At 50.4% G+C, this 13,599-nt stretch carries 11 protein-coding genes, 2 tRNA genes and 1 other RNA gene; 4 read left to right on the plus strand and 10 right to left on the minus strand.

Annotation, left to right across the window (positions count from 1 at the left end; genetic code table 11):
- Window positions 1-257: 257 nt before the first annotated feature.
- The 4 genes from ssrA (at window position 258) to rplT (ending at window position 2,095) form a co-directional block, all read left to right on the plus strand.
- Window positions 258-676: a transfer-messenger RNA gene (gene ssrA, locus WC659_06070) on the plus strand.
- 136 nt (window positions 677-812) lie between these two features.
- Window positions 813-1,358: a translation initiation factor IF-3 gene (infC, locus tag WC659_06075; GenBank protein ID MFA4873466.1), complete on the plus strand. Its 546-nt coding sequence runs from the start codon at window positions 813-815 to the stop codon at window positions 1,356-1,358.
- A 140-nt stretch (window positions 1,359-1,498) separates the two neighbouring features.
- Window positions 1,499-1,696 carry a 50S ribosomal protein L35 gene (locus WC659_06080; protein ID MFA4873467.1) on the plus strand — a complete coding sequence of 66 codons (198 nt, stop codon included), beginning with the start codon at window positions 1,499-1,501 and terminating at the stop codon, window positions 1,694-1,696.
- A 54-nt stretch (window positions 1,697-1,750) separates the two neighbouring features.
- The gene (rplT, locus tag WC659_06085; GenBank protein MFA4873468.1) at window positions 1,751-2,095 is read left to right on the plus strand and encodes a 50S ribosomal protein L20; all 345 of its coding nucleotides are present in this window, start codon (window positions 1,751-1,753) and stop codon (window positions 2,093-2,095) included.
- Between the two features lie 465 nt (window positions 2,096-2,560).
- On the opposite strand, the gene WC659_06090 is transcribed toward rplT, so the two are convergent.
- From WC659_06090 to WC659_06135, 10 genes are all read right to left on the minus strand, one after another.
- A tRNA-Thr gene (locus WC659_06090) sits at window positions 2,561-2,633 on the minus strand.
- Between the two features lie 172 nt (window positions 2,634-2,805).
- Window positions 2,806-3,663: a hypothetical protein gene (locus WC659_06095; GenBank protein ID MFA4873469.1), complete on the minus strand. Its 858-nt coding sequence runs from the start codon at window positions 3,661-3,663 to the stop codon at window positions 2,806-2,808.
- 137 nt (window positions 3,664-3,800) lie between these two features.
- Entirely contained in the window at window positions 3,801-4,133 is a 333-nt protein-coding gene (locus tag WC659_06100; GenBank protein ID MFA4873470.1) for a hypothetical protein, read from the minus strand.
- Window positions 4,134-4,150: 17 nt separating this feature from the next.
- Window positions 4,151-4,221, minus strand: a tRNA-Gly gene (locus tag WC659_06105).
- Window positions 4,222-4,380: 159 nt separating this feature from the next.
- Window positions 4,381-4,788 carry a septum formation initiator family protein gene (locus WC659_06110; protein ID MFA4873471.1) on the minus strand — a complete coding sequence of 136 codons (408 nt, stop codon included), beginning with the start codon at window positions 4,786-4,788 and terminating at the stop codon, window positions 4,381-4,383.
- Between the two features lie 39 nt (window positions 4,789-4,827).
- Window positions 4,828-5,367 (minus strand): PH domain-containing protein, encoded by a 540-nt coding sequence (locus WC659_06115; protein MFA4873472.1) that lies wholly within the window; start codon window positions 5,365-5,367, stop codon window positions 4,828-4,830.
- A 354-nt stretch (window positions 5,368-5,721) separates the two neighbouring features.
- Entirely contained in the window at window positions 5,722-7,575 is a 1,854-nt protein-coding gene (gene lepA, locus WC659_06120) for a translation elongation factor 4 (GenBank protein MFA4873473.1), read from the minus strand.
- A 116-nt stretch (window positions 7,576-7,691) separates the two neighbouring features.
- Window positions 7,692-9,239 carry a murein biosynthesis integral membrane protein MurJ gene (gene murJ / locus WC659_06125; protein ID MFA4873474.1) on the minus strand — a complete coding sequence of 516 codons (1,548 nt, stop codon included), beginning with the start codon at window positions 9,237-9,239 and terminating at the stop codon, window positions 7,692-7,694.
- Between the two features lie 436 nt (window positions 9,240-9,675).
- Window positions 9,676-12,195 (minus strand): DUF4012 domain-containing protein, encoded by a 2,520-nt coding sequence (locus tag WC659_06130; GenBank protein ID MFA4873475.1) that lies wholly within the window; start codon window positions 12,193-12,195, stop codon window positions 9,676-9,678.
- Between the two features lie 78 nt (window positions 12,196-12,273).
- Window positions 12,274-13,404 carry a glycosyltransferase family 1 protein gene (locus tag WC659_06135; GenBank protein ID MFA4873476.1) on the minus strand — a complete coding sequence of 377 codons (1,131 nt, stop codon included), beginning with the start codon at window positions 13,402-13,404 and terminating at the stop codon, window positions 12,274-12,276.
- Window positions 13,405-13,599: the final 195 nt, after the last annotated feature.

Raw genomic sequence — 13,599 nt, forward strand, 5'->3', positions numbered from 1 at the left:
GCACTTTTGGTTTGAAGACCTTGCCTGCCGCCAGAGCTATCCACAGGGTTTGGGGCTCGTTATGCGGTGGAATCGGTTTTCATTTGGGGCTCATTATGTATTGTACAAGACTTAGCTTGACTAATCCCTACAATCATCATATACTCATTGACGTAATAAATATTTTACAATAAACCAAAAAATAAACATCTCTTTTTTATTTTATCTGGCTACGCCAGATCTCGCATAGCGAGAGAATTTCGAATTTAACAATACATGGGGATGTCCATAAGTCGCAGGTGACCAGAATGTTCCTGCGCCAGCCGTCGCGGCGTTCGCACGACGTTAATCTCCACGAACGCAAAGAGATAACTGCCAATAATCTCATAAGCCTTGTGAAAGAGAAAGTTTTGGGCTTAGCCCAAGCTTTTGAATTCGCACCGGCTACCGTAGCGGCCTAACCGCCGTTACCATCCGCCCTTGTTCCGCCTGCGGATAAGGAATCGGGTGTCATACAGCAGGCTTACTCCAACGCTTCTCCTAAAAGCTGTAGGAGGACAATGGCTTTTTAGGGACTTGCGCGCGCTTTCTTGTCTGCTCCTCGGGCATGCGCGAGTATACCAAGAGCAGGCTATGCTGGTAGACACGGGAACACGACGGATGCCTCACGCGGGTGCAAGACCCGCCATCTCCACCAGCCTTCGCTTTAGCGTAAGGCTGTCCGCCGTAGCTTTATGCGAAGGTGGACATCATCCACAATACCCCAAAAGAGTCTTATAAATGCTTCGGCTGGCAAGCCACTCGTGCTGCCAATTGCAAATTAGTATCATATTATGCACCTTCGCCATCGCCGCCGGCCAAAACCAAAACCCGAGCTTATCAAGCTCGCGCGCATGAATAAATTCATCACCTCACCGGAGGTGCGCGTCATTGACCAACATGGCCAAAATATTGGCGTCCTTTCTGCCGCGCAGGCATTAAATGCCGCCCAATCTGCAGGACTTGATCTCGTAGAAGTGAATCCCAAAGCAATCCCCCCGGTCTGCCGCATCATCAACTACGGGCAATACCGCTATGAACAGGAAAAAGAAGCGCGCAAAGCAAAAGCCAAACAGAAGATGGTGGAGGTGAAAGGAATCAGACTTTCCCTGCGCATCAAGGGAGCGGATCTTGAGCTCAGGAAAACGCAAGCGGCCGAATTCTTGGAACGGGGTGATAAGGTTAAAATCGAGATGGTGCTCAGGGGTAGGGAAAAAGCCCATACGGACCTGGCGCAAAAGATTATGGATGAGTTTGCCGCCTCGCTTCCCCAAGCCTCCGTGCTCCAGCCGATTTCACGCATGGGAGGAAGGATTTCCCTCGTGGTAGGGAGAAAGTAAATTGAAAGAAATCAAAATGCAATCCTTCGACAAGCTCAGGATGACATCCGCTTATTGTCATGGTGAGCAATGTCATAGTGAGCCGAGTCGAACTACGAGTCGCACCATGATTTTTAAATTTTGATTTTAATCACGTATGTATGCCAAAATTGAAGACTAAAAAAACTTTTTTGAAACGGTTTCGCATTACCTCAACAGGCAAGGTGATTAAACGCGCGGTAGCCCAAAGCCACTACCATGCGCGCGCCACCGGCCAGGCCACCATGGGCAAGCGCAAGGATATCATTCTCCGCACGGGACACCGAGAGCATATCAGAAAACTTCTCTCCAGCACATAATTATAATGCTATTATTTAGTGTTTAGGATTTAATATTTAGAATTTTATACTTATATGTCTCGAGTGAAACGCGGTTTATTACGGGCACGCAAACGCCATAGCCTCTTAAAACAAGCAAAGGGGTATCGCTGGGGCAGGAAAAAAATCTCACGCCTCGCCAATGTCGCCGTGATCAAAGCGGGAGTCTATCAGTACCGCGACCGACGCACTAAGAAACGTGAAATACGGAAACTCTGGCAAGTGCGGCTTAACGCCGCCGTGCGTATGCACGGGCTTACCTATAGCAAATTCATCCATCTCCTGAAGCTGAAAAAAGTGGAGCTTGACCGCAAATCACTCTCAACCCTCGCACAAGATCATCCCGAAGTGTTCGTAAAAATTGTTGAAGCGGTAAAATAGGGTCTTACAACATTATCATACTTACCGTAGTTGTATCCGATCAAAAACGCTCTCAATAGAGAGAGCGTTTTTTTGAAACCTTGGAAATTCCTCTCAAATTGAGCTGCTCTTTATTCAGGCACTAATGTGTATCCTCCACAATTAGGACATTTTAGCTTTTTGCCACTGCTTTTAATGTTGGCGAATTCTTTCCGCGTCATCTTCACGGTATGTAATGGATCGGTACAAACCATATTATCACACATAAAATTACACTTCACCTCTATCGACTCATTACTCTCTCCAGTAAGGTTACCATCACGATATTCACTCATAAACTAAGTAGCTTATATTATTAAGTCCAGAATTAATTTACCCTGCACAATTTATTATAGCCGGCCACGGGATCAAACCGGGACCTTTATTTGGAGTTTATCCGCCGAAGCATCGACGGAGGCGGAAAAGCATTAACTGCACAATTTTCTTAGCCGGCCCCGGGAATCGAACCCGGAACCTCTGCTTTACGAAAGCATTGCTCTGCCAATTGAGCTAGGCCGGCATAAATTGTGCGGAGTAAAAATTGTTATAATCCAGCTGCCTGCCCGCCGAGTTGCTGGTGCCATAATACCGAAGTGAAACGAAGGTATGTGCGGCGCAGGGAAAGGCGGGAGCTAAGGCGGCATATCATAAACGTGCTTATCTTACCAAAAAATTCTCATTTATGCCAGTATTTAGAGATAACTCAATATAAATGCAAAATAAAATCCTCCCAACGCCCAATACGGCAGATTGGTGAAGCTCGTAATCCCGCCGTTTAATTTTGCATATTGATACTCCCATCCTTTATAGCGCCTTCTCACGTGCAGCACGCGCCAGAGCAGCCATGACCCCACGTCATTCTTTACAAACGCCCAGCTTAGCAAGAACCCGTAGATATATTCTATGAGGTAGCCTAACGCCATAATGATCAGCGCGTACAGCAGTAGCGCAATGTCTCCCCAAATACCGACGCACGCAATCGCGATGAAGATTGGCGCGGTATATAAGCTATAGAGCCTCCATGAAAATTTTTCATTCAAACGAATGGGCTCCCCCTGTATCTTGAGCCATACGATGCGCCATAAAATCGCCAGCAGCAGACTTCCGAGCCAGAGCAAAAGAAATCCCTGCCAAAGCGAGAGTCCCCACATGCGCCCCGCAAGGATTTCTTCTCTCACCATAAACGTATCCAGCAGCGTGCGCACGATAAGCGCGAAGAGCCCCCAAGGTATTATATTGTAAATACTGGTATACCCGCCCAGGAGGCCGCCTCCGCGATACACCCAAAACTTTTTATCAAACAGAAAATCCCAAATAAGCGCCATGAGAGTCTCTCCCGCCATGCCAATACAGGCTCCTATTAAAAACATGACCCACACCTTATCATCGCCGCCTTTCCATGAAACGATTATGCCGACCGGCACAAATGAGAATAATCCCAAATACCTCATCGGAGAAAACGCAATAATCTTTGACCTTTTTTTAATGTGGGCAAATATAAAAAGCGTAGCCAATAACCACGCTCCCGCAATGCTGAGAGTTAGTAACATAATGAAACAGTGGAAAAAATATTTTTCAGTGTCGTTCAGCGCCAATTTCCGTGTGCATTCAGTGTATAAAGCCTCTTTCGCGTAAACACCTGAAATTTACACGGAAAAACACTGAATGATATGCCCTATTATGAGATTTAAATTATCTCCAATCGCGGAATAATATCTATCGCAGGTTCTTCGTAAGGATGTGCTTTTTTAATTTCCTCCACTACGCGCTCCACGAGGCTCTTGTGGCAAATAACTTCGATGACTTCCTCTTCCACTTCTTCTAATTCTCCCACCATTCCAATGGCGGGATTTGCCCCCATCAAAGGCCGGAATCTTCCTGTCTGCCGATAACTGCCGCTGCAAGAATCATAATTTCCCTGTCTTCCCGCGCCCGCCCTCGTGAGCGCATCCCTTACCCGGTCTGCCGCGTCCACCGGCACGGCGACCACTATTTTCACAAATTCCGATTCTTTGAGCATAATAGATTCTGTTTAAAAGCGGGTGAGGGGAATCGGACCCCCGTCCCTAGCTTGGGAAGCTAATGTACTACCATTGTACTACACCCGCATGCCTATGAAATGAAATCCCACTTTAAGTCGATAGAAGTATATCCGCGTTAATCTGCGTTCGGCCGCTCACGCACAGAACCTTTCTTCAAAATAAACGATACGCGGCCGAGTATCTGCGAAAATCTGCGTGACACCCTTCTTCAGATTGTATTGCATTTTACTTCTGGGAAAAGAAATAAGTAAACCACCGCTTTGGATACGATGAATTCTGGTATTCCGGCGACTGACTGCCGCCACTATACGCGTTTTCACGCACCACAGGTTCTATTGAGTCGCTCGGCACGATTATGACATGCTCCCCTTTTTTCTTCAAGCCTAATTTGGACCGCGCTTCCCGTTCCACAAATTCAGACGATTCAGTTAATTTTTTGATCTCCAGCAATTCTTCCTTGCGCATCGTCAACTCTGCGATGTCGCTTTGCAGCGTACTTACGCGGCCACTGATTTCGCGGCCGCGCTTCAGGGTCATGACATAGCCATAACTTATAAAAAGAAAAACCACAAAAATGGCCACCATGGTAGTAGGCTTCAGTAACAATCGTATAAATGGAGACCTGCGTTTCATATGTTAAATAAGGGATTTGACTGTCTATTGTTATCAGCGTTAATCCGCGTCTGCATCCGCGTATATCTGCGGCGTATTGGGTCTTTTCATCCCCGCCTCGTACGCCTCTGCCACGTCGCGTATCAATTCCTGCACGCCTTTAGGGTCACGGACAGGGCGTATCTCAATCGCGGACGCGGATCCCGCGGTAGTGATAAGGATGCCGCCGCATCCCGTGAGTGTTTCCTTGATGCCGCTCTTGCTCCAGGTAATGTCAGTGATGCGGCTATACACCGCGTCGGTGACCGTACGGCGCAGAAGGCCCCTCTGGTCCACATCAATTATGCGGCGGTCGGTAATGAGCAAAACCTCATAGCGGACACTCATCCAGAGCACCAGCACCCTCCAAAGCGTGCCTGCCGCCAGTAGAAAGAACAAAATCTGCAATAAGGTAGACCCCTGAAGAAGCGGCACACTGAGCAATGAAGCGGCAAATACCAGCAAAAACACCGCGCTCATCTGACCCATATAGCCCCACCACGAACGCCTGATCACCGCGATAAGGACTTCATCTTCCCTTACAAATTTGGTATACTTCATATTAATAGTAACGTAAAATCTGTATTGAGGTTTTCACGCGGATACACGCAGATGCCGGCCGCAATAAGTCTGGTGTAAGACATGGTTTTATCTTTATGCGGCCGGACGCAGACTTACGCAGATATTGTCCTATAACTTACTAATGCCAACTGATTATTTTCTACAATTCTCACCCCTATATGATATCAAAAAAGAAAATCCGCGTCGCGTGGACAATCGTTTCGCTCATCGTCATCTTGAGCTTCATCGCGTTCATGTTCACGTCACCGCTGTGATCGAATCTCGTATTATGTATTACGTATTAGGTATATGATGGATCCATAATACGTAATACCTGATACCTAATACGAACACTCAAGTCCTTTGCAGCAGCTTGCGGTACGCATCCGGAGGTATTTCCACGCTTCCAAATCGGGCCATTCTCTTCTTGCCCTTTTTTTGTTTTTCGAGCAGTTTCCGCCGCCGCGTCACATCGCCTCCCGAGAGTTTCGCCGTCACGTCCTTCCGCATGGCAGACAATGTTTCGCTGGCGATGATTTTGCCTCCCATCGCTGACTGTATCTTCACCGCAAACATCTGGCGCGGGATGAGTTCTTTCAACAGCTCGGCCATGCTACGCGCGCGCCGCTGCACCTCGCTTTTATCCATGAGCACCGACAATTCGGGCGCCATCTGTTCTGCAATAAGGATATCGAGCTTCACAATGTCTGCCTCCCTGAATCCCGCGAGATTATAATCCATGGAGGCGTACCCTTGACTCGCTCCTTTCAGATTATCATAGAAATTCACGATGATGGAGGAAAGCGGCAAGTCGTAGTGGAGGACGGCTTTCCTGTCCGCAAGATACTCCGTATTCCGCGCTTCCCCCCGCATCCCTTGCATAAATTGCATAATATTGCCGATGTAGGAAGGCGGGGTGATCACGGTCACATGCACCCATGGTTCAAATACTTTCTCTATGCGGGAAGGGTCGGGAAACTCCTGCGGCATCTTTACCTCAAGCGCTCCAATGCTATTCAACTCTGCTTCAGTCACATATCCGCGTTGATCCGCATTTTTTTCCATGTTGACCTGTGTCGCATCCGTGAGGACGCGGTATTCGACATTCGGCACGGTCGCAATAATCTCCAAACCATACTCCCTGCGGAGCCGTTCTAGCACGATCTCGAGGTGCAAAAGGCCTAAAAATCCGCACCTGAACCCGAATCCCAATGCGGTCGAGCGCTGGGGTACATAAGTGAGGGAAGCGTCATTCAACTGCAATTTTTCAATCGCATCCCTTAACCCTTCCGCTTCGCCATCCTGCGCAAAGAGTCCTGCAAACACATAGGGACGCACCTCGCGATACCCCGGCAAAGGATGCGCCGCTTTTTTTCCGGGCAAGGTAATGGTATCACCCACGCGGCATTGACGCACCTCCTTGAGCCCCGTAACGATATAGCCGATTTCACCCCTTTGGAGCGCGGGTACAGGGGTAAACCCCGGACTTAACACCCCTATCTCCAGCACTTCAGTGCTCACTCCTGTTCCCATCATCATGATGGTATCGCTCTTCTTGACTTCCCCTTCCATGACGCGCACATAGGCGACCACTCCGCGGTACGTATCGTACTGCGAATCAAAAATTAATGCGGTCAAGGGATTACTCTGCAATCCTTCTGGCGGCGGCACTTTGCGCACCACTTCCTGGAGCAGCTCTTCAACTCCCTGTCCTGTTTTTCCGGAAACTCTCAATACTTCATCAACCGAACAGCCGACCAGCTGGGACACTGCGTTAATCGTGTCTTCTATTGCCACATTGGGCAAATCAATCTTATTCAACGCAGGCACAATGGTGAGCCCCTGCGCCACTGCAAGCGTCAAGTTCGCGATGGTTTGCGCCTGAATCCCTTGAGTCGCGTCAACGAGCAGTATTGCCCCCTCCACGGCGGCAAGTGACCGCGAAACCTCGTAGGAGAAATCAACGTGACCGGGAGTGTCTATCAGATTGAGGATGTACTCCTCAATCTGCGCTTGCCAGACCATTCTCACGGGTGCCAATTTAATCGTAATTCCCCGCTCTCTTTCCAGATCCATCTTATCCAAAAACTGTTCCTTCATTTGCCGTTTATCTACGGTGCCGGTCAATTCTAAGAAACGATCGGCAAGCGTCGACTTGCCGTGATCAATGTGCGCGATGATGCAAAAATTGCGAATATTGGTATTCATAAATTCAACTCCACACATTAGTGGCGTAAACTGGCTTCTACTGATGGGGCATAGAAGCTACTTCGCGCTACATGATACGCTACTTTACGCAATAGTTTCTAATTCCAATAAATAAATTATCGCCGTTTGATAAAATGTAATAATTCTTGATATGAAGGAATGCCGGCGCATTTGAAATAACGTGCGAGAAAATAATACATCACTAGGCCTCCCAACCCCGCACCCAATCCCTGCATAAGTACGCCCACCCCGGTCTCCATGTCCACGAGTGAGGCAATCGGGGCTTTTAACAGCTGCAGCACCGCCGCACCGCCCGCGGCTGATATCACCATCTTAACGAATCCTTCCGCAAAAGAGAAATCGAAAAGGCCGGGTATTTTTTTATTTAAGCTTGCGGCAAGCATTATCCCTTGGATGATTTGAGTCACCGCGAGCGCGAGCGCGATGCCTTCTACGCCGAATCCCCGCAATAATAAGGCGAGCGCCACATTAAGCGCTACCGCACTGAGCCCGATTTTTACCGGCGTCCAGGTGTCCTGGAATGCGTAGAAAGAGCGTGCGAGCAAAGGAATGACCCCGTCCGCACAGAGCGAAATAGCGAGCAGTCCCATGGTATTTGCGGTAAGCACCGTATCAGTCCAATCGAAAGCGCCCGCGCCAAGGAGGACGCGCACCACTTGCGCGCGCAGCATGATCAGAAACACCGAGAGCGGCACCAATGCGGCAAGAATATGGGAGATACTCACTCTGAACCGCGCGCCAAACTCACCGATCTCTTGCCGCGCCGCATGCTTGGCAAAATAAGGGAATGCCGCGACCGCAAACGACACCCCAATGACGCCTGAAGGGAAACTCACCAGATTGAATGCAAAGTTATAGACCGCGACCGATCCCGCTGCCATGACAGACGCAAGCGCAATCACGACGAGGGTGTTTATCTGCGATGCGGCAAGGCCGAGCATGCGAGGTCCCATAAGCGCCATGATGCGCTTCACCGCGTGGTCATAAGCAAAACCAAGCTTGAGCTGTCCGTGTGAGAGCGCATATACGCTCGGGACTTGAACCAAAAAATGCAAAAATGCACCCAAGACCACGCCAAACGCCAATCCCACCGGTCCCCACTCTCGAGCAAATACGGCAATGCCTATGATGATGCCGCCATTGTAGAATATAGGAGCCAGAGAGAGCGCGACATACCGGTGCGCCGCGTTGAGTACCCCGCTTAAAACATTGGATGCGCCAAAAAAAATAATGGAAACAAGCATGATCCTTGTCAGGCGCACGGTGAGCATCATGTGCTCCTCCGAAAACCCCGGCACCAACACACGCACCAGCAAAGGCGCGGTAATGCTCGCGATGAGCGCAAGGAGCGTGAGGGTGAGGGTGAGGATTGTGAGGACGCTTCCCGCCACGCGCCACGCGCGCTCCTCGCCTTCATCTTCCTTCACTTTGATAAAGACGGGGATGAATGCGGCAGAGAGCGCCCCGAGCACGAGAATGGTAAAAATAAAATCGGGAATTTTAAACGCGGCAAAATACGCATCGGTCACCGGCCCCGCGCCAAACATGGATGCGAGCAGCCTTTCCCGCACAAGGCCTGCCACGCGGGAAAGGACCGTAAAGATCCCGATGATGAGTGCTCCCTTGCCAATGCCCTTGGTCATGAAATTTTAGAAGGAATATGAGAAAAGCCGCACCCGCGGCTCCGATTTCTCTGCGGAGAGGCTGCTGGTGAGGAATTGATGTTCCTCATGTTTCAGTACCTATGTACTTTTATTTCCGCAGCCTTTTCGCAACGACATTTCTGTCGCTTCCCCCACTATAATCAATTAATCCTTATGCGTCAATAATGTACCAAGTACGCGCTCAATGAGGGGTATCGCTATCTTCGCGATTCAGCCCCCCTCCTGATCTCCCCCCTGTAAAGGGGGAGAAAACGATATCGTGTCCTCCCCCTATGGCTTCGCCATATCTTGATGATAAAAAGGGGGAGGCATGAGGGGGTGTCGATGTTCAGTGAACGAGTACTGCACTAAGTCCTGAGAATTATTTAAAATTCTATAAATATCCGCGTAAAACCATTATTGAACCGTGCCATAACTACTTATGCCATTCAAGGATAGAAACCATATCACGATCAATAATATATTCATGCGCTATACTATTGCCGACTACATTTGAAGAAGCTCCATTGAACACCGTCTCTTTACCCCACTCTGCGGGCGCCATGAGCGTATCAGTGAACGGGGTATCAAGCGCGCCCGGTTGCCGCTGGATAAACAATTCGTACCTGCGAGCTTTCTCGGCAAAAAACGGGAGGGTGCCGCGCTCAAATTTCACCACAGGAGGGGTGCGGTACCGGACGCGATAGACGCTTTTTCCGCCCACTTTCGTCATGACCCATCCCCCAAACACCGTGAATCCATGCTCCTCGGTGATTCTTATCCCGCTGATATCATCAATTTTTGTCGATGCAATCATGCGTGCAAGCTCGGGATAGAGAGGAAGCGTTTCATCATATTTAAACAGCGCATCATCCGGAGTAGTAAATCCCTCTGCTCCCAAGAATACGCTTCCCAAAGGCACAAAGATTCTCACGTAATCCACGTTATGCACTTTCTCATAAGGGTCTGTTGCGTCGCCCCGATGCTCTCTGGTCACGGTCAGTATCGCTTCACCGGTCCCGTCAGATGCGAGCGTCACAGTGCGCTCCCAGCGTTCTGCCATCACCCGATCAGTCTTGCCGCCGCCAATATTCGTATGCACCAGCGCAAGATAATCCGAGGCAGTGGGCTCAACCGCCCCGCCCCATCCTGATGCGATAATCGCATTTTGGTCTTCCTCAAACGAGGACCACAGGAGCAGGTCGTGGCGATCTAGCGCCGCGGCAAGCGAACCTAATAATTGCGGGGAATGCTCCACAAAGGCGAAGGAGACACGCTCTAAAATGAGAGGCAACAAATCGCCAATAATCTGCTTCGGGCGGTTTAAGGATTTATCATACTCCACCTCCGCCGCATCCTGGAGTACGCGGCGTACGTTGTGATCGCTGACGACCAACTGATATGCGGGGAGAACGACTGGTCCTGTGATACGGAGAATATCCTCGAGCATCACCGGCGTAATGAAGATAACACCGTCAACGGTCGGCCCTTGTGATTTTTCCATAAACCACGCGAATGCTTGCGCCGATGAAGGAACATTGAAAAAATAATTCGCATTCCAAGGCTGCCATACGGGGCTGAACAGATGAAAAGGGTATGGCGCGTCCACTCTTGTCTGCAAACTCCCCTTCAGGTCATACAAGCCCCCTCCGGGAACGTCAATTGATTCCACGCTTCCGCGGTTGGTGTCCAGAAGCGCATAGCTCCCCAAGAAACCGCCGGTTGGCCTAAGTTCCGCGTCATTCTGGAATGCGACGATGATCCGGCGAGGGCGCTCGCCCCCTAAAAAAGAAGCAAAAAGCGCAATACCGCGCTGTGTTTGGGACAAGAGGCGTTCTGAAGGAGAAAGGAGCGTGAGAAAGGACGCAACTGAACTCCGATACTCCTCCGGAAGTTCCTGGAGGTTTATGGTTGCCGCTGAAAGATTAGCTTCTCGCAACGCGGTCACCGCCTCCCCCAAATACCGTGATACTCTCTCTAGTTCGTTCACAGGCACGCTCACTTTAGTCCCCTCTCCGCCCTCAAGCGCCGCAACAAATCCTTGTCCGCCCTGCAGGGACTGTTTGACGCCATCCAGCGCTTTAAAGGCGAGAAGCGTATATTCTGCGGCGCGGGATGAGTCTTCGCCGACGCTTAGGAGCGCAATATTGCTCCTTAAAGGGGGGATCTTTTCCAGAACCGATGAGAAAGGCAAATCATCCAGGGTACGGCTCACCTCCGCGAATTTGTCTTGCGCCGCAAGGAACGAGGCAATCGCCTCCGGAATATCCGATTCGTGAAACGCGTTTTGCGCGCGGCTTAAGGCTTGCACGCCCTCAACCGCCTCTCCCAACACCACACCGCGCAGCTGACGGTACCCATCAATAGTGCCCGCAGCCTTGACGGTAAGGATGAGGCCGCAGAGCACGCTTAAAAAAGTCACGATTTCGGCTCTGCGCCATACGCTGACCGCGATGGGCACCTCTTGTTCCTCGCGTGCCTCACCCAAACCGGCGGCGTCATCCGCTGCTTCCCTGTAAAAATGCGCGGACGGGCGCCGGATAAATTTGAATGATTTCGCAGATGAATCCTTGATCGTATTTTGTATACTGCTGAATACGGTCGCGCTCTGTGTGAACACCGATGAAAAGACCTTGGCGCTGATCTTCAAGATATGCTCTTTCCAGGAGAGCGTGCGACGCCGCATGCGCGCCACACGCTCCTCAAGCGTGAGCGTGTTGCGCATGAAATTTAATTTCATCGCATATTTCTTCTGCCGGGCTACTCGCCGATACGGTTCACGGATCGAGATGGTACGCGGAAGCTCTTCTGTTTTAAATTGTTCTATATGCGGCAGCGGTGACACGCCGCTCCCTTCCCGCAGGTCAATCACATAAGGGGAAGGGTTCGCATCCTTTGGATTATGGGTAAATCCAATGGGAATGTCATGCGAAATGGATTTCTTCATCGTATACATCACATTAAATTAAACTTACTCTCATGTCGTGCCAGAGGCAGATCAGCCTTTGGCTGAAGCCTATGGCTGAAAATCCCATTACAAAAACAACGATGTATAAAATTGTAATAAGGATTCCGCGTGGCGGGACCATTGGTATTGAGATGCCACTATTGTACCACGTTCTGTGCACCTTGCACGAGTATCAGGGCTCTTTAAAAGCTGGACAATCGCCTGCGCGATACTTGCGCTGTCTCCCGGTGTCGTATAGAGCGGTGCATCTCCCAACACTTCCGGAAAACAGCTGACCCAGGGGACTATCACCGGAGTGCGGTGCCACATCGCCTCGAGCGCCGGCAAGGCAAACCCTTCCATGCGCGAAGCGCTGACGTACGCGAATGCATTCCGATAAAGCGTCGTGAGCGTTTCGTCAGGCACCGCGCCCACTTCGTGATAACGGTTCCCTAACACGTTCCTCCCATATTCCTCAAGCGCCCTCGCAAAGGAGAGCGGGTGTGCGGGGCCGGCATGGACAAGGTGAAGGCGGGGATGCACGGAGGAGAGCGAAGCAACCGCATCTATGATGAGTGAGGTTTGTTTGTGCTGATACGCGCTCCCCACGCAGAGGACATATTGGCTATCAATGCCATACTGCGCACGGACCTCTTCCCAAGGGCGCGGCGTGACGTGCGCGAGCGCGTCGGCGCCTTCGGGTATCACCGACACGCGCCGCGGTACAATCCCTGTCACAGGCTTGATGCGGTCTGCGGTCCATTGCGAGGGGACTACGCAATGCGCGGCGCGGCGCAGGGCGCGCCGTACCACGAGTTTCATGCCATACTCTTTCGCACGCGCGACCGCCTTCATGCGCGTACTTACGCGCGCGCCTGTTTCCTCCCACATGATGAGGTCATGGAGCGTACAGACGAACGGGCGCGGCATCCATAGCGGCACATTGAAATGGGGTAAGTGATAACCGTCGCAATGCGAACGCCGAAAGACCGTCGGTAAAACAAGCTGCTCTTTCAATCCGTACCACGGTACATCGGCAAGTACCCGCCTAAACCGCCCGTCAAGGTGCGGGAAAAGGTCCCAATTTGAACGCCGCAAAAAAAGCGTCATGGTAAACTGCGTCTTGCTCTCGCCAAACGCCTTCACGACGCGCTCTACATAGCGCCCCACTCCCCCCTGCGCAATCCCAGCAAATCGCGCATCAAAACCAATGTGCATATACAATATGATAAATCCCAAATTCCAATGCTCAATTCCCAATCAAGCTCCAAATCCTCAACCGCTTAAAGCGGGAGAAATTGAAAATTGAGCATTGAAAATTTTATTTTGAATTGGTTAAGGGGGTTTAATTATTGGTCATTTTACACTTATATTACAACTTGAAATGAGTGTTCAGTAAATAAAGATGAGGAA

It is taken from the genome of Patescibacteria group bacterium, assembly GCA_041645165.1.
Classification (GTDB): domain Bacteria; phylum Patescibacteriota; class Patescibacteriia; order 2-02-FULL-49-11; family 2-02-FULL-49-11; genus 2-02-FULL-49-11.